Below are 16,925 nucleotides of genomic sequence, written 5' to 3'. Positions count from 1 at the left end.
CTCAGGTCACCTCCGCGCGGCGCGCCACGGTCAGCAGCACGATCACGACCGCTACCAGCACCGGGAACAGGAACAGCGAGATGGCGGCCCCTTCGGCCAGGTCACCGCCCTGTATGCCGGTGAAGAAGGCCAGGCTGGCCAGCACCTGGGTGGTGTCGTACGGCCCTCCGCGGGTCAGCACGTAGATGATGATCATGTCGGTGAAGGTGAAGACGATGCCGAACAGCAGCGCCACCAGCATGATGGGCATCACCAGCGGAATATTGATGAGGAACAGGTGCCGCCAGAAGCCGGCGCCATCCATGGCGGCGGCATCGTGGATGTCCTGCGGGATGCCGCTCAGGCCAGCGAGGATGATCACCGTGGCCAGCGGCAGCAGGCGCCAGACATCCACCACGATGACCGAGGCCATCGCCAGCTCCGGCTGGCCGAGCCACACCGGCCAGTTGCGCGGCCCCAGCACGCCGACCGCGGCCAGGGTCCAGTTGATGATGCTGTAGACCGGATCGAAGATCCACAGCCAGCCGATGGTGCCGAGCGAGATCGGCGCCACCCACGGCAGCAGGATCAGCAGACGCACCAGCCATTTGCCGCGGAAGTCCTGGTACAGCGCCAGCGCCAGCATCTTGGCCAGCACCACCACCAGCACCTGCGACACCAGCGTGAAGACCAGCGCGTTGCGCAGCGAACGCCAGAACGTATGGCTTTCCAGCACGCGCCGGAAGTTCTCCAGGCCGACGAAGTGCTGCACCTGGCTGCCCACGGTGGCATCCGAAAGGCTGTAGTAGATCGACAGCATGAACGGGAAGCCGACCAGCAGCGCGATGTAGATCACCGCCGGGGCGAGCATGGCGCGGCCAAGCCAGCGGTCGTCGTCGGCCAGGCGCTGCGCGGGCTGTCGCGCCTGGTCCTGCGCGGGCTGCCCGGTGGCGATATGCAGCGGTTTCACGGCGCGGCCCCCAGACTGGCCCCGGATTTTGCGTCGAAGCGGCGCAGATCGCGTTCACGCACCACGAAGCGGTGGCCGGCACCGGGCTCGATCGGGACCGTCACCGTGCAGGGAATGCGCGAGACCACGCTGGCCGGCGGCAGCGGCGCTTCCAGCTTGCCGTACACCAGGCGGTCCGAGCCCAGGTTCTCGATGCGCGTCACGTCCATGGCAAAGGCGCGCAGCGCATCCGCCGCGGGATAGGCTTCGCGCGGCAGGAAATGCTCGGGACGGAATCCGGTCACGACGCCGTCGGCCTCGATCAGGTTCATCGGCGGCGAGCCGATAAAGGTGGCGACGAAGAGATCGGCTGGACGTTCATAGACCTCCTGCGGCGTGCCGATCTGGTGAATCCTGCCGTGATCGAGGATGGCAATGCGGTCGCCCAGGCCCAGCGCCTCGATCTGGTCATGCGTGACGTAGATGGTGGTGATGGCGAGCCGGCGCTGGAAGCGCTGCAGCTCGTCACGCGCCGAGGTCCGCAGCTTGGCGTCGAGATTGGACAAGGGCTCGTCGAGCAGGAACGCCACCGGCTCGCGCACCACCGCGCGCGCCAGCGCCACCCGCTGGCGCTCGCCGCCGGACAGCTGGCGCGGCTTGCGCTGCAGCAGATGGCCGATGCCGAACAATTGCGCGGCCCAGTCCACCTTGCTGCCGGTCTCCTCGCGCGACATGTGCCTGGCCCGCAGCGGAAAGGCGATGTTGTCGAACACATTCAGGTGCGGGTACAAGGCGTAGCTCTGGAACACCATCGCCATGTTGCGCAGCCTGGGCGGCAGCGCCGTGACGACGCGGCCGTCCACCAGGATATCGCCGTGGCTGGGCGCCTCGAGCCCGGCAATCAGGCGCAGCAGCGTGGTCTTGCCGGAGCCGGACGGCCCCAGCAGCACCAGGAACTCGGCATCGCGGGCGCCAAGGTCGACGTTATCGACCGCGTTGGCGCCGTCGAAATGCTTGGTGAGCGAACGAACTTCTACCGAAGCCATATCCCCATATCCAGCCGCGCGCTACACCATGCCCTTGTCGCGCCACTTGGCGAAAATGCGCTTGCACGCGGCATCGGCGATCCGGACCGCGTTCTCCGGCGTCTCGTCGCCCGTGGCTGCCTTGGCGAACATGGTGTTGAGGACCCAGGTATTGAAGATCTCGTCGACAGCCGCGTTGGCGTAGCCGGGGTAGCCGACATTGGTCGCCTGGTTCATCAGCGCGCCGAGCACCTTGTACTTGTCGCGCGGCGTGGCCTTCTGGTCGTCGGCGATCAGCTTCTGCAGGTCGGGCACGGTGCTGGGGAAGCAGGGGAAGTTGTAGAACTCGCTGCCCAGGAAGCCCTGCCGGAAGTTGTCGATATAGTCGACCAGGAATTTCTTCGCGCCGGCGATGTTCTCGGCGAATTTCCAGATCACGTAGCAGTCCATCACGTGCTCCAGCGCGATGCGCCGCACTGGCCCCTGCAGGGCCTGCGTCAACCAGATGTCGCGCGCGATCGGCAGGTTCTTGTTCTCGGCCTCGCGGGTGATGGAGATGGCGTTCAGGCAAAGCGAGATCTTGCCGGCCAGCATGGCGCGGTTGTTGGACGACGGGTCCCATGCCAGCACTTCCGGCGTCATGGCCTCCTGGTACAGCGCCTTGACGAACTTCACCGCTTCGACGGTGTTCTTCGAGTTCAGCACCACGGTGTGCCGGTCATCCTGGACCGAACCGCCGAAGGCATACAGGATGGCGCGCATCGCCATCGCGGTGTCGAGTTCCGCGGACAGCCCCACGCCGACCGGGATGCCGCTCTTGGCCTTGATCTTGCGGCCGGCGGCAAGTACGTCAAGCCAGGTGTCCGGCGGCTTCATGCCGACGTCGTCCCAGAGGTCCTTGCGGTAGTTGATCGGGTCCGGCACGAAGCTGTCAGAGAAGCCGTAGTACTTCTTCGTCTTCGGGTTGTACGTGCTCTTGATGGCCAGCTCCATCGGCTTGCCATGCTTGCGCTGGCATTCCTCATAAAGCTCTCGATGGTCGATCACCTGCTCCTCGTAGACCGGCGGCGGCGACAGGAACATGAACAGGTCATGCCCCTTCTGCGCCGACACTTCGGCGGCGCAGAAGGGGCCAGCGCGGGAATGCCGACGTGGTCGACCACCACCTCGGTGTCGTTCTTCTGGCCCCACTCCTTCACATAGGTGTCGTCGAACCACTTGTCGTAGCCAGGCACGAAGTGGTTCCACTGCAGGATCTTGAGCGTGTGCTTTGCCGCATGGGCGTAGCGCGGGATCACGAAAGGTCCGAGGCCGGCGGCAAGCCCGATGGCGCCAGTGGCCCGGATGAATCCGCGCCTGCCGGTATTGGTATTCGTATCGGGGCTGGTGGCGACTGCCACGTGGGTACCACCTGGATGCGCTGTCTTGGCCATGGCTATCTCCTCGTGCGAGAAAGCGGTCGGCTCCCATCCCGGTCGAGCAACGATCTGCCTGATCAACTCAAGCGTAGGCCTCATTTCATGAATAGGGAATCCCGGGAACACCTCATGGAGTGATGGACCCGTGACATACGGGCACTTCCGCTTTCAGAAATGAGTCCTACGTTGGAGAGAGTGAGGAGGTGCCATGAAAAACGCATCTACACGAAGCTCGCCAGGCAATCCCAGGTCCGCTATCCATTTGCGCCATGCCGCCGCCTGCGCCCTGGCCGGTCTGGGCCTGGCCGTGTCGGTCCCCGCCGCCGCCAAGGTGGAGGGCGACACCATCGTCCTCGGTGCCGCGGTCTCGCTGACCGGCAAGTACTCCACCAATGGCAAGAACACCCAGGACGGCTACACGCTTGCCGCGAAGCGCATCAACGAGATGGGCGGCGTCAAGGTCGGCGGCAAGGCCTACCAGCTGAAGATCATCTTCTACGACGACGAATCCACTTCGGCCCGCGGCGCGCAGCTGGCCGAGCGGCTGATCAGCCAGGACGGCGTCAAGTTCGTGCTGGGGCCATACAGCTCCGGGCTCACCAAGGCGATCGCCCCGGTCACGGAGAAGTACCGGATCCCGATGGTCGAGGGCAACGGCGCGGACCGCAACCTGTTCACACAGGGCTATCGCTACATGTTCGCGGTGCTCAACACCTCCGACTACTATCTGCGCTCGGCCATCCAGCTCGCCGCCGAGGAAGCGCAGCGGGCAGGCAAGTCGCCGAAGAACCTCAAGGTGGCCATCGCCATCGAGAACGACAACTTCTCGCAGGACGTGCGCGACGGCGTGGAAGAGGATGCGAAACGCCTGGGCATGCAGGTGGTGATCGACGACAAGCTGCCGCCCGAGCTGAACGACATGTCGGTCACGCTGGCCAAGGTGAAGGCGCTCAAGCCGGACATCCTGGTGGTATCCGGCCATGAAAAAGGCGCGGCGCTGGCGGTGCGGCAGTTGGCGGAGATGCGCATCGACGTGCCGATGCTGGCGCTGACGCACTGCGACTCCGCGCAGATCATCGAGAAATTCGGCAAGAGCGCCGAATTCGCGGTGTGCGGCTCGCAATGGGACCGCACGCTCAGCTACAAGGACCGCTGGTTCGGCACGGCTGACCAGTACGCGCAGCGCTTCGAGAAGGAGTACCACTACGAGGCGCCATACCAGGCGGCCGAGTCCACCGCCGCGGTGCTGGCGTTCGCCGACGCCTTCGAGCGTGCCGGCTCTTTCGAAACGGAGAAGGTCCGCGATGCCCTGGCAAAAACCGACCTGATGACGTTCTACGGCCCGCTCAGGTTTGACCAGAGCGGCAAGAACATCGCCAAGTCGATGGTGCTGTACCAGGTGCAGGACGGCAAGTTCAAGGTGGTCGCACCGGGCAAGTGGGCGTCGTCGAAGGTCATCTATCCGGCCCCTGCCTGGGCGCTGCGCAAATAGGGGGCTGCTGCGCGGCCTGACGCAGATGAGCAATCTCGCGGTCCTCGTCCAGAGTCCCGAGCTGAACCTGCAGCTCGTGGTGGATGGCCTGCTGGCCGGCGCGATCTTTGCGCTGGCCGCCTATGGCATGGCGCTGGTATGGGGCGTGATGAATCTCATCAACATAGCCCAGGGCGAGCTGGTGATGCTGGGCGGCTATACCGTGATCTGGCTGGTTGGCAAGGGCGTGCCCGCAATGCTGGCCGTGCCGGTTGCAGCGGCGGTGATGTACTGCGTGGGCTGGGGACTCTATCGCATCGTCATCTTCCGCCTGGTCGAGCGCGATCTCTTTGTCTCGGTGCTGGCCACCTTCGGCCTGAGCATCGTGCTGCAGCAGTTCGCCAACCTGGCCTTCGGCGCCAACGTGCGCACGCTAGATGCGGGGCTGGGCAGCCTGTTGCTGCCGGGCGGACTGGTGGTGCCGAAGATCAAGCTGGCGGCGTTCGCCGCAGCGCTGGCGCTGGGCGCCGGCCTGATGCTGTTCCTCAGGCATTCGCGCCGCGGCCAGGCGATCCGGGCGACAGCCCAGAACGCGCGCGCTGCCCGTGTGCTGGGGGTGAACGCCGATCGCATCTACGCTTCGACCTTCGCGCTCAATGCCGCCATCTGCGGCGCGGCGGGCGGGCTGGTGGCGATGACCTGGATCATCCACCCCTACCTGGGTCTGCCCTATACCGTGCGCGCCTTCATGATCGTGGTGGTGGCCGGGCTGGGCAGCATGCTGCCGGTGCTCGGCGCCGGCGGCGGGCTGGGCATTGCCGAGAACTATGCCGGCTTCCTGCTCGGCACCGAATACCAGACCGCCTTCCTCTACGCGCTGCTGGTGGTGATCCTGGTAAGCCGCAACCTGATGCTGCGCCGGCGGCGCGGCTACCTGCGATGAACCTACACCTGCGCGGCGCGCGCCGGCCCGCATCGGATCTCCTGGCCACCTCCCCGGTGGCCTGGCTGGCGCTGCTTGCGGGCAGCCTGGGCGCGCTGATCGCGCCGTGGCTGTCCGCCGGCATCACCACGCAACTGACCTTTCTCTGGCTGATGGTGCTGTTCGCGCTGACGTGGGACGTGATGGGCGGGCAGATGGGCTACAACTCCTTCGGCAACATCGTGTTCTTCGGCGTGGGCGCCTATGTCTGCGCGGTGGCGCAGCGCGATTTCGGACTGGGTTACTTCGCCGGCCTGGCGGCGGGTACCGGCCTGGCCGCGCTGGCGGCTGTGGCGGCGGCGCTGGCACTGGGTCCGGCCATGCTCGGCCTGCGCGGGCACTACTTCGCCATCGGCACGCTGGGCCTGGGCATCGCCTGCGCCGATGCCGCCGCCGGCTGGGACTTCATCGGCGCGGGCTCGGGCATGACGCTGCCGCTGTTCCCGGGTGCTGCCGGCAGCCGCGAGCAGTTCTTCTACTACGCGATGCTGGTGCTGGCGGTGGTGACCCTGCTGTCGCTGCGCTGGCTCTATGCGCGGCCATTCGGCCTTGCGCTCAATGCCATCCGAGATGACGAGGACAAGGCCGAGGCGCTCGGCCTGCATACCACGCGCTGCAAGATCCTGGCCTGGTGCGTGTGCGCCCTCTTCCTCGGCATGGCGGGCGCCCTGACGGGCAACCTGGTGGGCTTCATCGATCCGCGCGAGCTGGCCTTTGCCGGCGCCACCTTCGGCGTGTGGATGGTGGTGATGGCAATCCTGGGCGGCAAGGGCACGCTGTGGGGCCCGGTGATCGGCGCCGCGCTGTTCCACCTGACCCAGGAGCTGTTCTGGACTTACCTGCTGAACTGGCAGCGCGTTGCGCTGGGCGTGCTGATCGTGCTGATCGTGGTGCTGTTCCCGACCGGCATCATGGGCTGGCTGCGCGACTACAGTGCCAACCGCCGCCGCATCACGGGGAGTGCCGCGCCATGACCGACCTGCTTGCGGTGCGCGGCGTCACCAAGCGCTTCGGCGGCGTCGTCGCCAACCATGACATTTCCCTGCAGGTGCCGCACGGCAGCATCGTCGGCCTGATCGGGCCGAACGGTTCGGGCAAGACGACCCTGTTCAATTCCATCGTCGGCTACCACCCGATCGACGGCGGATCGATCGCGTTCGACGGGCGCGAGATCTCGCGGCTGCGCGTTCCCGAGATCGCCCGCCTGGGCCTGGTGCGCACCTTCCAGCAGACGCGGGTGTTCGGCAAGATGAGCTGCCTGCAGAACCTGCTGGTCAGCGTGCCCCATGTGCATGAAGGCCTTGCCGCCATGTGCACGCGGCAGGCGCCGGCGGTGGCAGAACAGGCCCGCCAGATCCTGCGCATGGCAGGACTGCTGGACCACGCGGACCAGCGCGGCGCCGACCTGTCGTTCGGGCAGCAGAAGCTGCTCGAGATCTGCATGGCCCTGATGAACGAGCCCAAGCTGCTGCTGCTCGATGAGCCGACCGCCGGCGTGAACCCGGTGATGGCCGACAGCCTGATCGCGCTGCTCAGGGACATCAACGCACGGCTCGGCATCACCCTGCTGGTGATCGAACACAATATGCGGGTGATGATGCAGCTGGCCGGCCACATCTATTGCCTGGCGCATGGCGAGGTGTTGGCGCAGGGATCGCCAGCGCAGATCACCGCCAACCGCGCCGTGATCGAGGCCTACCTGGGAGGACAGCCATGAGCACCGCGCACACCATGGCCCAGCCGCTTGCCCACGCGCCTGCCGCCACACTCGCCGCCGCGCTCTCGCGCCCCCGGCCAACCGTCGCACAACTTGAGCAACTGGCCGGCGGCACGCCAATGGTCGCGGTCGACAACCTGGTCGCCGGCTATGGCGGCATGGAGATCCTGCACGGCTTCAGCCTGCGCGTGGCGCGCGGCGGGTCGCTGTGCCTGATCGGCCCGAACGGCGCGGGCAAGTCCACGGTGCTGCGTGCCATCTGCGGCCTGGCCCGGGTCATGTCGGGGACCATCACCGTGGCCGGCGCGCCGGTCACCCACCTGCGTGCCGAGCAGATGCTGCGGCAGGCAGGCGTGGCCTATGTACTGCAGGAGGGTTCGATCTTCCCCGACATGACGGTCGAAGAAAACCTGCTGATGGGCGGGTACCTGATGCCGCACCCGCGAGCTGCCAGGGCTGCGGCCGAGCGCATCTTCCAGCGCCATGGCGCGCTCGCGCAACGGCGCGGCCAGCGCGCCAGCGTGCTCTCCGGCGGGGAGCGCAGGCTGCTCGAAATCTCGCGCGCACTGATGATGGATCCCGCCGTGCTGCTGGTGGACGAGCCCTCGATCGGGCTGGAGCCGCGCTATGTCGATCTGGTGTTCGAACGCCTGCGCCAGCTGCGGCAGGACGAGGGCAAGACCATCATCCTGGTCGAGCAGAACGCCCGCAAAGGGCTCGCCTTCGCCGACCTCGGCTATGTCCTGGTGGCCGGGCAGCTGGCCATGGCCGGCACCGGTGACGAACTGAGCCGGGACCCGGAGGTCGGCCGGCTATTTCTTGGCGCCTGAGCCACCGCTGCGGTGCGGCGCCGGCTTACAAGGAGACCAAAATGTTCAAGCATCTGCTCGTGGCGGTCGACGGCTCGGACCTGTCCGATACGGCCTACCGCAAAGCCATCGAGCTGGCCAGCTCGATACAGGCCCGCCTCACCGCGGTCCAGGTCGTCGCGCACTATGACGTGATGCGCCTGCAGACCGCCCTGCTCCAGGAAACCCGGCAACGCTTCATGCAGGAAGCCTACCGGCAAGCCGAGGCCTACCTGGCAACGATCGCGCAGGAGGCCGCCGCGGCGGGCGTGCCGTGCGAAACCGCCTGCCCCACCGGCGACCACATCTTCCAGGCCATCATCGACGAGGCCGAGGCGAGGAAGTGCGACCTGATCGTGATGGCCTCGCACGGGCGGCGTGGGGTGCAGGCACTGGTGATCGGCAGCGAGACGCAGAGGGTCCTCACGCGCACGCAGATCCCAGTGCTGGTCTACCGCTAGTGTCTTGCGCGCCGACGAGTCCAGTACGTCCGGTGCGCTACGCTCAACCGCCGATGCGCGCCGCCACCGCCGCCACGCGCGCGGCATGGACGCGATCGCGGATCTGGCCCACGTCATCGCCGCAGGCACGCGCGATGGCGCCGGCATCGACGCCCGCCGCAGCCTCCAGCGCCGCCAGCAGGCGCGCCGCCTGCGGGTAGGGGCTCGCTTCGAAGCCCTTGCGCCCGCGCAGGTCGGCCTCGCAGGCCTGCAGCGCCTCGGCGAAGCGTGCCGCCTTGCGCAGCGCATCGCAGCGCTCGAGCAGGCGCATCACCGCCGCGGCGCTGAACTCGAGCGAACGGTGGATATTGCCGTGCTCGCGCGCCACCACCAGCGCCAAGTCGCGGCACTCATTGGGCACGCGCAGGCGCGCGCAGACGTCTTCGAGCAGCTGCGCGCTGCGCGTTTCGTGGCCGATATGGCGCGGCAGCACGTCCGCGGGCGTGGTGCCCTTGCCCAGGTCATGCACCAGCGCGGCAAAGCGCACCGTGAGCGGCGCGCCCATGGCGGCGGCCTGATCGATCACCATCATCACGTGCACGCCGGTATCGATTTCGGGATGGTAGTCGGCGCGCTGGGGCACGCCCCACAGGCGCTCCAACTCGGGCAGCAGCCGCGCCAGCGCGCCGCATTCGCGCAGCACTTCGAACATGCGCGACGGCTTCGCTTCCATCAGCCCGCGCGCCAGCTCTTGCCAGACGCGCTCGGGCACCAGCGCGTCGACCTCGCCGGCGGCGACCATCTCGCGCATCAGCCGCATGGTCTCGGCGGCGACGTCGAATTCATGGAAGCGCGCGGCAAAGCGGGCCACGCGCAGGATGCGCACCGGGTCTTCGGCAAAAGCGTCGGAGACATGCCGGAACAGGCGCGCGGCCAGATCGCGCTGGCCGCCGTGCGGATCGATGACCGGGCCGGTCAGGTTACCGTCGGCACCGACCGCGCGCGCCATCGCGTTGATGGTGAGGTCGCGCCGCACCAGGTCGTCTTCCAGCGTGACATCGGGCTCGCAATAAAAGGCAAAGCCCTTGTAGCCCATCGCCGTCTTGCGTTCGGTGCGGGCCAGCGCGTATTCCTCTTTGGTGCGCGGATGCAGGAAGACCGGGAAATCCTTGCCCACCGGGCGAAAGCCCGCGGCCTCCATCTGCGCCGGGGTCGCGCCAACGACCACGTAGTCGCGGTCCTGGCTGGGCTTGCCCAGCAGTTCGTCGCGGATCGCGCCGCCGACGGCATACACCTGCATCGTTGTGGCCTCGTCATGGGCCGGTGCCGGGCAGGTGCCCGGCGCCGGCGGTATCGCTAGTGGTTGATGATTATCGCATCGGGACGATCCGGGGCCAGCCGGTAGGGTTCGTCGTCGGCCAGGAAGTCGCGTTCCTCGCGTGCGCCGGCAATCCATTCCTGCATTGCCGGCAGCGCCAGCATGAAGTCGGCGTAGGCCTTGGCCGCTTCGGCGTCATCGGGCAGGTGGATGCCGTAGGTGGCAAAGCGGCTCACCACCGGCGCGAAGAACGCGTCGGCCACGGTGAACTCGCCGAACAGGAACGGCCCGTTCGCGCCGTGCTGCTGGCGCAGCCCTTCCCAGATCGCGGCGATGCGCTCCACGTCGCGCTGCACGGCCACGTTCCAGCCGCGCCCTGGCAGCACCGCGGTCACGTTCATCGGCAACTGGTTGCGCAGGTTGCCGAAGCCCGAATGCATCTCGGCGCAGACTGCGCGCGCTACTGCACGCTGGGCGCGGTCGGCCGGCCACAGGTGCTTTTCCGGGAAGCGCTCGGCCAGATACTCGGAGATCGCCAGCGAATCCCACACCGTGACCTCGCCATCGACCAGCGCCGGCACCTTGCCCGCGGGCGAGTAGCGCGCGATCTCGGCGGCGAAGCTGCCGGTGAACAGGCGCACCTGCACTTCTTCGAAATCAATGCCGGCCTGGCGCAGCAACAGCCACGGGCGCAGCGACCAGGAGGAATAGTTCTTGTTGCCGATGACGAGCTTCATCGTGGGTCCTTGGGGGAGGAAACGGAGGGAGACGGCGCAGGCGCGGCGCCTGCCGCCTGCAGGACGGCATGGCGGCCGCGCGCCGGACTGGTCATTCTGCCAGCGCGGCCGTCCGCATCAAAGTGAATTGCGCTAGCAACCGATATGAAATCCGGTCACATAGGGCGCATCGATGCGCGCACCGGGCCGCCGGGCCCGTCAGCGGTGCACGCTCGCGCGCATATGGGTCAGCGTGGTATCGCGGTTGCGCCCGGCCAGCGCGTCGGTCATGATCGACTCCAGGCTGGCCGGATGCAGGTTCAGTTCGGGTGCGACCGGGTGTTCCAGCACATTGTCGAGCTGCATCGAGTCGAGGTTGTCGCGCGACAGCAGCGGTTCGCCCGGCATATGCTCCATGATGCTGGCCTGCACCCGTGCCAGTGCATCGGGCAGCGCGATCACCGGGCGCGGATGCCCGGAAGCGCGGCCGGCAAAGCGCACCAGCTCTTCCAGCGTATAGACCTGCGGGCCGCCCAGCTCATAGCCGTGGCCGATCGTGGCCGGGTTCACCATGGCATTCAGGTAGGCCTGCACCACATCCTGCACGAATACCGGCTGGAAGCGCGCATGCGCGCACGCCAGCGGCACCACCGGGGCCATCTGTTGCATGTGGGCGAACAGGTTCAGGAAATGGTCGTCGGGGCCGAACACCACCGAGGGCCGGAAGATGGTCCAGTCCAGCCCGCTGGCACGCACCACGCGCTCGCCGTCGCCCTTGCTGCGCAGGTACATCGACGGCCCGTTGCTGTCCGCGCCCAGCGCGCTCATATGCAACAGCCGGCGCACGCCGGTGGACAGGCACGACGCTGCGATCTGCCGCACCATCTCCACATGCGCGCTGGCAAAGGCTTCGCCGTAGGGGTCGGCGCGCTCGCCGTGCAGCACGCCCACCAGGTTGACGACGATGCCATCCACGCCCAGCGAGCCGATGGCGTCGTCCAGCGCGGCATTGTCGGCCAGGCCCAGCTCCACCACCTCCACGCGCGGCAGCAGCAGCAGGTGCTGCGCGTGCTCGATATTGCGCGTGCCGACTACGATGCGGTCTGGGGCGATGGGGGAATCGGGGTTGGCGCCGGGCTCCAGCGGCGCGCCCGAGGCCGAGGCAGCCCCGGCCAGGCGCGAGACGAGGTGGCTGCCGATAAAGCCGGCACCACCGATGACGAGGACGTTGCTGGTCTGCATGATGCCTCCGTGCCAAGAAAACTGCACGCCGCCGCACCCTGCGCCAGCCCGGGCCCGCCGGATCGTCCCGGCAGGGCCCGTCCTGCCCGCCCCCACAGGGGCAACTTCAGGGCAGGCTGGTAGTGGTCACCGCCGACGGCGCGACCATGCCCAGGCGCGATTTCAGCGACTGCGGCCGGCCACTCATCAATGCAGCATAGTACGTGGCGTTGGAAAGCACATTCTTCACATAGCCGCGCGTTTCATTGAACGGAATGGTCTCTGCAAAGATCGCGCCTTCCACCGGCTGCGCCAGCGTGCTGCGCCAGGCCTTGGGCCGGCCCGGGCCTGCGTTGTACGCAGCCGAAGCCAGCGTCCACGAGCTGTCCAGGTCGGTCAGCACCATGTTCAGGTAGTTGGTGCCAAGCAGGATGTTGATATTGGGATCGGCCATCATCGACGGCGAAAAGTCGGCCATACCGATCTTGCGCGCGACGTACTTGGCTGTGGCCGGCATCACCTGCATCAGGCCATGTGCGCCCGCCGACGAGCGCGCGTTCATGAGGAAGCGCGATTCCTGGCGGATCAGGCCGTAGACCCACGCCATGTCCAGGCCGACATCGTCGGTGGCGCGCTGCATGATGTCGCGGTACGGCATCAGGAAACGCAGCGTGAAGTCATGTTCGTTGCGGGTGCGGTCGGCGGAGTTGACGGTGCGGTCCAGCAGTTCCAGCCGGCGCGCATACTCGGCCGCGGCCAGCAGCTCGCGGTCGCTCATATTGCGCAGCTCCCAGTTCCACTCGCGGTTGCCTTCGAAGCGCAGGTTCATCGCATAGAATTTCTGCGCCCGCTGAAAACCGGCGCGCGTGCGCATGGCCATGGCCTCGGCGTCGCTGACGGTGGTGCGCGCCGGCAGCGTGATGCGGTTGCCCAGCTCTTCGCTGGCCAACTGGCCGTAGAAATTGAACTGGCCGGCGATCTGCTGGAAGTTCTGCTGGGCCTCGGTGTCGCGGCCGTCGGCCTTGAGCGCGCGGCCATACCAGTAGATCCAGGCCGGGTCCTTGGCGCGCAGTTCGGGGCGCATCAGCTCCACCGCCTGGCGCACCTGCTTCCAGTCGCCCTGGCGCAGCGCGGCGCGCACGCGCCATTCCTGCGTGTCGTCGGAGAGCCACTGGTTGCCGCCCAGGTCCATCTGGCGGCGGTAGTAGCCGGCTGCGTCGGGCAGCAGCTTCTTGGCGGCAAACTGGCCGATCACGCCCCAGGCCGCGCCCTGCTCGTCGCGCGACAGCGCGCCCTGGGCCGTGCCGAGGTAGGCTGCAGCCTGCGACGGGTCGTTGCGCGCCATCTTGACGACGGTGGCGAGCGTATCGCCATCCGCGCGCGCGTCGGGCACCAGCGCGGCGATCTTGCCGGCCAGCGTGACATAGTTCTGTTCCAGCGCCAGACGCGCCTGGTAGGCGACATCGCTGCGCTGGATCTGCTGGCTTTGCGCCAGGTAGCCGATCAGGTCGACACAGCCTTCGCCGTAGTACTTGGGGTCGCTCAGCACATTGCGCGCATCGGCGGCCACGTTCTGGCCCTTGAGCGCGCGCGACAGCAGCGCATAGCACTCGACCTGGGTATCGTCCTTGAGCGCGAACTGCGGATACTCGACATCGAAATTGGCCCAGTCGCGCTTCTTGCCCAGCACCAGCAGCCAGTCATTGCGCATGCGGTCGGCAATGGCATCGCCCTTGTAGCGCTGCAGGAATGCGCGCACCTGGTCGTCGGGCGCATCGATGCGCGCCAGGCCGCTGGCGTCGAACAGTTGCGGCTTGATGCGGAAGTACTCAACATAGGACGGGACCGGGTAGTCCACCAGCGTGGCCGAGATCGCGTAGGCGCGTTCCACGTCGTTCTTGCGCGCGGCTTCGCGCAGCGCGGTGAAGGCCTCGTCGGGATCGCTCGGGATCACCGCCGCCTGCGGGCGCGACACCGCCTGCGGGCGCTTCTGCGCATGGACGGGCGTGACAAGCAGTGCACATGCCAGCGCGATCCAGGCGGCCCGGCCGGCACGCTGCAGATATACTCCCTTCAGCATTCTTTGCTTCCTTGTCGATGACGGCGGCGCCGGCGCGTGCAACCTTGTGCCCAGCCGCGGCTCCGCCGTCCGTGTTTGGTTCGGACGAGGGGCATTATCCCACGCCATGTCATCCACTCCTGTCACGACCGCACCCAACCCCGCCGCCGACGACCGTCGTGCACTGCGCACGCAGTTGCTGGCGCAGCGCGCCGCCCTGCCCGCACGCGCCGAAGCCGACGCACGCATCGCCGCCGCGCTGTCCGGATTGCTGGCCGGCCTGGCCGTGCGCTGCCTGGGTTTCTACTGGCCGATCCAGCAGGAGTTCGATGCGCGCGAGGCGGTCGGCCGCTGGCTCGCCGCCATGCCTGGCCGCAGCGCCGCGCTGCCGTCGGTCAGCCGCCCGGGCGCGCCGCTGGATTTCCACCTGTGGACACCGGACACGCCCATGGCCACCGGCCACTACGGCATCCCGGTGCCGGACGGCACCGAGGCCGTGACGCCCGAGGCGCTGCTCATACCCTGTGTCGGTTTCAGCCCGGACAAGTTCCGCCTGGGCTACGGCGGCGGCTTCTACGACCGCACGCTGGCGGCCATGGCGCAGCGGCCAGTGGCGATCGGCATTGGCTACGAAAGCTGCCGGCTACCGTTGCAGGCGCAGCCGCATGACATTGCCATGGACTGGATCGTCACGGAGTCCGGCGCGTTCTAGTGTCCTGTTCCGTAGATAGCTTGCCAAAATGGCAAGGTATGTGCGGGACAGGACACTAACCCGGCTCGGCCTCGGCGCCCCGCACCAGCTCATCCACCAGCGCACGCATGCAGCGCCAGTGCGAGCCCTCCCAGAACACGCGCCGGCACTGGTCGCAGGTGACAAAGCTGCGATGGCGCTCCAGCACCCCCTGCGGCACGCGCCCGGCCGCGCCGGCCGCATCCAGCGCACGCAGCGGCGCATTGCAGTCCAGACATAGCGAAAACGGCCGTGCGCTGCGCGCCAGGTCCAGCCGCGCAAAGATCTCCCGCACCTGCAGCTGCGACTTGATCGCGCGCACATAACAGCCGTGGGTGATGGCGCGGCGCTTGAGCAGCTCGCGGTCGCGCGTCAGCACAACGCGGCCCTGGTCGACGGCGATGCGCTCGATCTCGCTGTCTTCGAAATGGTTGTCGTAGAGGGTGTCGAAGCCGGTCATGCGCAACAGGTGCGCCAGGCCGCCCAGGTGCGCGTCGGCGACAAAGCGCATCACCCGCAGCGGCTGCTCGCGTACCCGCAGCAGCGGGGACACATCGAGCCGTTCGAACTTGGGATAGACGGAGACCCGGTCGCCATCGCACAGCTGCCGCTCGAACCCGGACGATTCGCCATTGACCAGGATCAGCTCGACTTCGGTATGCGGAACGCCCAGCGCCTCGATCATGTGCTTGACCGTGGCGGCGCGCGCGCAGGCGCAGGACAGGTCACGCCGGCGCTGGTCCGGCGCGAGGAAGTCGTTCAGTTCCTCGTAGAAGCGGAAGGTGGCGGTGACCATGGTGCCGAGTATGGCACTGTCGGCAGTTCGGCGCGATAGCGGGACCTTGCCTCAGCCCGCATTCCCCAGCCGCAGCGCCGCCTCCACCGCCAGCTTCGCCCACGGCGTCATCGCGCCGGGCGATTCCAGCGCCGCCGGCGGCAGGCTCAGGTAGTGGCGCATGGTGACCTCGCGCTTCGCCGACTGATAGCGGAAGGGTTCGCTGCCCTCGGCCTCGAACTTGCCGCGCGTGGCGTCATCCGCCTTCAGGTAGCAGGTTCCGCCCGACACCAGCGCAAACATCAGCCCGTCATAGAACAGGCCATGGCCGCCAAACATGCGCCTGGCGCTGACAGGACCGATGCGCGCCGCCAGCGGCCCCATCAGCTCGAGCAGATGTTCGATGAAGGGATCGGGGCGGCGCGTGGCCATGGCGGGCGTTACAGCTTCAGGCGCTGCCAGATCGCCTTGGTGGCGCCGGCGGCATTGAGCGTGTAGAAGTGCAGGCCCGGCACGCCCGCGGCGAGCAGACGCTCGCACAGCGCGGTGACCACGTCCAGGCCGAAGGCTCGGATCGATTCGCGGTCGTCGCCGAAGCTCTCCAGCCGCTTGGCCACCCAGCGCGGCACTTCGGCGCCGCACGTCTCGGAGAAGCGCATCAGCTGCGTGTAGTTGGTGATCGGCATGATGCCCGGCACGATCGGCACCTCGAGGCCCGTCGCGCGCACGTCATCGACAAAGCGGAAGTAGGCGTCAGCGTTGTAGAAATACTGCGTGATCGCCGAGTTGGCGCCGGCCTTGACCTTGCGCACGAAGTTCTCGAGATCGTGGCGCGGCGACTTGGCCTGCGGGTGGTACTCGGGGTAGGCCGCGACTTCGATGTTGAACCAGTCGCCGGTCTCGGCGCGGATAAACTCGACCAGTTCGTTGGCGTAGCGGAACTCGCCGATCTCGCCCATGCCCGAGGGCATGTCGCCGCGCAGCGCGACGATATGGCGGATGCCGCCGTCGCGGTACTGCTGCAGGACGGCGCGGATGCTCTCGCGCGACGAGCCCACGCACGACAGGTGCGGCGCGGCCTCGATGCCTTCGCGCTGGATTTCCAGCACCGCGTCCAGCGTGCCCTGCTGCGTGGTGCCGCCGGCGCCGAACGTCACCGAGATGTACTTGGGCTTGAGCGGGGCCAGCTGCGCACGCGTGTTGCGCAGTTTCTCCGTGCCCTCCGCCGTCTTGGGCGGGAAGAATTCAAAGCTGAAGTAGCGGTCTTGCATGATGGT

General features: G+C 67.4%; 18 protein-coding genes. 7 read left to right on the top strand and 11 right to left on the bottom strand.

The annotated features are described in order from the left end of the window. Position 1: 1 nt before the first annotated feature. The 4 genes from RS901_RS07535 to RS901_RS07520 are packed head-to-tail and all read right to left on the bottom strand — an operon-like array spanning position 2 to position 3,386. Positions 2-949 carry a sugar ABC transporter permease gene (locus RS901_RS07535; protein WP_316152512.1) on the bottom strand — a complete coding sequence of 316 codons (948 nt, stop codon included), beginning with the start codon at positions 947-949 and terminating at the stop codon, positions 2-4. Continuing rightward, entirely contained in the window at positions 946-1,974 is a 1,029-nt protein-coding gene (locus RS901_RS07530; protein WP_316152510.1) for an ABC transporter ATP-binding protein, read from the bottom strand. The genes RS901_RS07535 and RS901_RS07530 overlap by 4 nt, the downstream gene beginning before the upstream one ends. A 21-nt stretch (positions 1,975-1,995) precedes the next feature. Continuing rightward, positions 1,996-3,036 carry an ABC transporter substrate-binding protein gene (locus RS901_RS07525; protein WP_316152508.1) on the bottom strand — a complete coding sequence of 347 codons (1,041 nt, stop codon included), beginning with the start codon at positions 3,034-3,036 and terminating at the stop codon, positions 1,996-1,998. Then, positions 2,997-3,386: a twin-arginine translocation signal domain-containing protein gene (locus RS901_RS07520; protein WP_316152506.1), complete on the bottom strand. Its 390-nt coding sequence runs from the start codon at positions 3,384-3,386 to the stop codon at positions 2,997-2,999. The genes RS901_RS07525 and RS901_RS07520 overlap by 40 nt, the downstream gene beginning before the upstream one ends. Before the next feature lie 193 nt (positions 3,387-3,579). On the opposite strand from RS901_RS07520, the gene RS901_RS07515 reads away from it, so the two are divergent. The 6 genes from RS901_RS07515 to RS901_RS07490 are packed head-to-tail and all read left to right on the top strand — an operon-like array spanning position 3,580 to position 8,850. Next, positions 3,580-4,863, top strand: coding sequence for an amino acid ABC transporter substrate-binding protein (locus RS901_RS07515; protein WP_316152504.1), 1,284 nt, complete (start codon positions 3,580-3,582; stop codon positions 4,861-4,863). A 25-nt stretch (positions 4,864-4,888) separates the two neighbouring features. Then, positions 4,889-5,785, top strand: a complete 897-nt coding sequence (locus tag RS901_RS07510) for a branched-chain amino acid ABC transporter permease (protein ID WP_316152503.1) — start codon at positions 4,889-4,891, stop codon at positions 5,783-5,785. Then, positions 5,782-6,798, top strand: coding sequence for a branched-chain amino acid ABC transporter permease (locus RS901_RS07505; RefSeq protein WP_316152501.1), 1,017 nt, complete (start codon positions 5,782-5,784; stop codon positions 6,796-6,798). Before RS901_RS07510 ends, RS901_RS07505 begins: the two co-directional genes overlap by 4 nt. Continuing rightward, the gene (locus RS901_RS07500; RefSeq protein ID WP_316152499.1) at positions 6,795-7,541 is read left to right on the top strand and encodes an ABC transporter ATP-binding protein; all 747 of its coding nucleotides are present in this window, start codon (positions 6,795-6,797) and stop codon (positions 7,539-7,541) included. The genes RS901_RS07505 and RS901_RS07500 overlap by 4 nt, the downstream gene beginning before the upstream one ends. After that, on the top strand, positions 7,538-8,371 hold the full coding sequence (locus RS901_RS07495; protein WP_316152497.1) for an ABC transporter ATP-binding protein: 834 nt from the start codon (positions 7,538-7,540) through the stop codon (positions 8,369-8,371). The genes RS901_RS07500 and RS901_RS07495 overlap by 4 nt, the downstream gene beginning before the upstream one ends. A 41-nt stretch (positions 8,372-8,412) precedes the next feature. After that, positions 8,413-8,850, top strand: a complete 438-nt coding sequence (locus RS901_RS07490; RefSeq protein ID WP_316152495.1) for a universal stress protein — start codon at positions 8,413-8,415, stop codon at positions 8,848-8,850. 43 nt (positions 8,851-8,893) lie between these two features. Here the strand turns inward: RS901_RS07490 and RS901_RS07485 are convergent, their stop codons facing one another. From RS901_RS07485 to RS901_RS07470, 4 genes are all read right to left on the bottom strand, one after another. Further along, a complete protein-coding gene (locus tag RS901_RS07485; protein ID WP_316152493.1) occupies positions 8,894-10,129 on the bottom strand; it encodes a multifunctional CCA addition/repair protein in 1,236 nt (411 codons plus the stop codon). Positions 10,130-10,185: 56 nt separating this feature from the next. Beyond that, positions 10,186-10,884, bottom strand: coding sequence for a glutathione S-transferase family protein (locus tag RS901_RS07480; RefSeq protein ID WP_316152491.1), 699 nt, complete (start codon positions 10,882-10,884; stop codon positions 10,186-10,188). A 198-nt stretch (positions 10,885-11,082) separates the two neighbouring features. Beyond that, complete coding sequence (locus RS901_RS07475; RefSeq protein WP_153954929.1) at positions 11,083-12,105, bottom strand: complex I NDUFA9 subunit family protein; 1,023 nt, start codon at positions 12,103-12,105, stop codon at positions 11,083-11,085. 106 nt (positions 12,106-12,211) lie between these two features. After that, positions 12,212-14,164, bottom strand: coding sequence for a lytic transglycosylase domain-containing protein (locus RS901_RS07470; protein ID WP_316152489.1), 1,953 nt, complete (start codon positions 14,162-14,164; stop codon positions 12,212-12,214). Positions 14,165-14,270: 106 nt separating this feature from the next. Between RS901_RS07470 and RS901_RS07465 the strand changes: the two genes are divergently transcribed. Further along, on the top strand, positions 14,271-14,855 hold the full coding sequence (locus RS901_RS07465) for a 5-formyltetrahydrofolate cyclo-ligase (RefSeq protein WP_316152487.1): 585 nt from the start codon (positions 14,271-14,273) through the stop codon (positions 14,853-14,855). Between the two features lie 55 nt (positions 14,856-14,910). On the opposite strand, the gene RS901_RS07460 is transcribed toward RS901_RS07465, so the two are convergent. The 3 genes from RS901_RS07460 to metF are packed head-to-tail and all read right to left on the bottom strand — an operon-like array spanning position 14,911 to position 16,919. Further along, entirely contained in the window at positions 14,911-15,669 is a 759-nt protein-coding gene (locus tag RS901_RS07460; RefSeq protein WP_316152486.1) for a Mut7-C RNAse domain-containing protein, read from the bottom strand. Between the two features lie 51 nt (positions 15,670-15,720). Beyond that, positions 15,721-16,080, bottom strand: coding sequence for a TfoX/Sxy family protein (locus RS901_RS07455; RefSeq protein ID WP_013955327.1), 360 nt, complete (start codon positions 16,078-16,080; stop codon positions 15,721-15,723). Positions 16,081-16,088: 8 nt separating this feature from the next. Further along, positions 16,089-16,919 (bottom strand): methylenetetrahydrofolate reductase [NAD(P)H], encoded by an 831-nt coding sequence (metF, locus tag RS901_RS07450; RefSeq protein WP_316152483.1) that lies wholly within the window; start codon positions 16,917-16,919, stop codon positions 16,089-16,091. Positions 16,920-16,925: the final 6 nt, after the last annotated feature.

Origin of the sequence: Cupriavidus sp. BIC8F (assembly GCF_032465815.1) — a bacterium.
Taxonomy (GTDB): domain Bacteria; phylum Pseudomonadota; class Gammaproteobacteria; order Burkholderiales; family Burkholderiaceae; genus Cupriavidus; species Cupriavidus necator.
This window is presented reverse-complemented; position numbering and strand designations above follow the sequence as displayed.

Coding starts and splice junctions, on each gene's coding strand:
- RS901_RS07530 (WP_316152510.1), bottom strand. CDS start 1,974: ATGGCTTCGGTAGAAGTTCGTTCGCTCACCAAGCATTTCGACGGCGCC.
- RS901_RS07525 (WP_316152508.1), bottom strand. CDS start 3,036: ATGTTCCTGTCGCCGCCGCCGGTCTACGAGGAGCAGGTGATCGACCAT.
- RS901_RS07520 (WP_316152506.1), bottom strand. CDS start 3,386: ATGGCCAAGACAGCGCATCCAGGTGGTACCCACGTGGCAGTCGCCACC.
- RS901_RS07515 (WP_316152504.1), top strand. CDS start 3,580: ATGAAAAACGCATCTACACGAAGCTCGCCAGGCAATCCCAGGTCCGCT.
- RS901_RS07510 (WP_316152503.1), top strand. CDS start 4,889: ATGAGCAATCTCGCGGTCCTCGTCCAGAGTCCCGAGCTGAACCTGCAG.
- RS901_RS07505 (WP_316152501.1), top strand. CDS start 5,782: ATGAACCTACACCTGCGCGGCGCGCGCCGGCCCGCATCGGATCTCCTG.
- RS901_RS07500 (WP_316152499.1), top strand. CDS start 6,795: ATGACCGACCTGCTTGCGGTGCGCGGCGTCACCAAGCGCTTCGGCGGC.
- RS901_RS07495 (WP_316152497.1), top strand. CDS start 7,538: ATGAGCACCGCGCACACCATGGCCCAGCCGCTTGCCCACGCGCCTGCC.
- RS901_RS07490 (WP_316152495.1), top strand. CDS start 8,413: ATGTTCAAGCATCTGCTCGTGGCGGTCGACGGCTCGGACCTGTCCGAT.
- RS901_RS07485 (WP_316152493.1), bottom strand. CDS start 10,129: ATGCAGGTGTATGCCGTCGGCGGCGCGATCCGCGACGAACTGCTGGGC.
- RS901_RS07480 (WP_316152491.1), bottom strand. CDS start 10,884: ATGAAGCTCGTCATCGGCAACAAGAACTATTCCTCCTGGTCGCTGCGC.
- RS901_RS07475 (WP_153954929.1), bottom strand. CDS start 12,105: ATGCAGACCAGCAACGTCCTCGTCATCGGTGGTGCCGGCTTTATCGGC.
- RS901_RS07470 (WP_316152489.1), bottom strand. CDS start 14,164: ATGCTGAAGGGAGTATATCTGCAGCGTGCCGGCCGGGCCGCCTGGATC.
- RS901_RS07465 (WP_316152487.1), top strand. CDS start 14,271: ATGTCATCCACTCCTGTCACGACCGCACCCAACCCCGCCGCCGACGAC.
- RS901_RS07460 (WP_316152486.1), bottom strand. CDS start 15,669: ATGGTCACCGCCACCTTCCGCTTCTACGAGGAACTGAACGACTTCCTC.
- RS901_RS07455 (WP_013955327.1), bottom strand. CDS start 16,080: ATGGCCACGCGCCGCCCCGATCCCTTCATCGAACATCTGCTCGAGCTG.
- metF (WP_316152483.1), bottom strand. CDS start 16,919: ATGCAAGACCGCTACTTCAGCTTTGAATTCTTCCCGCCCAAGACGGCG.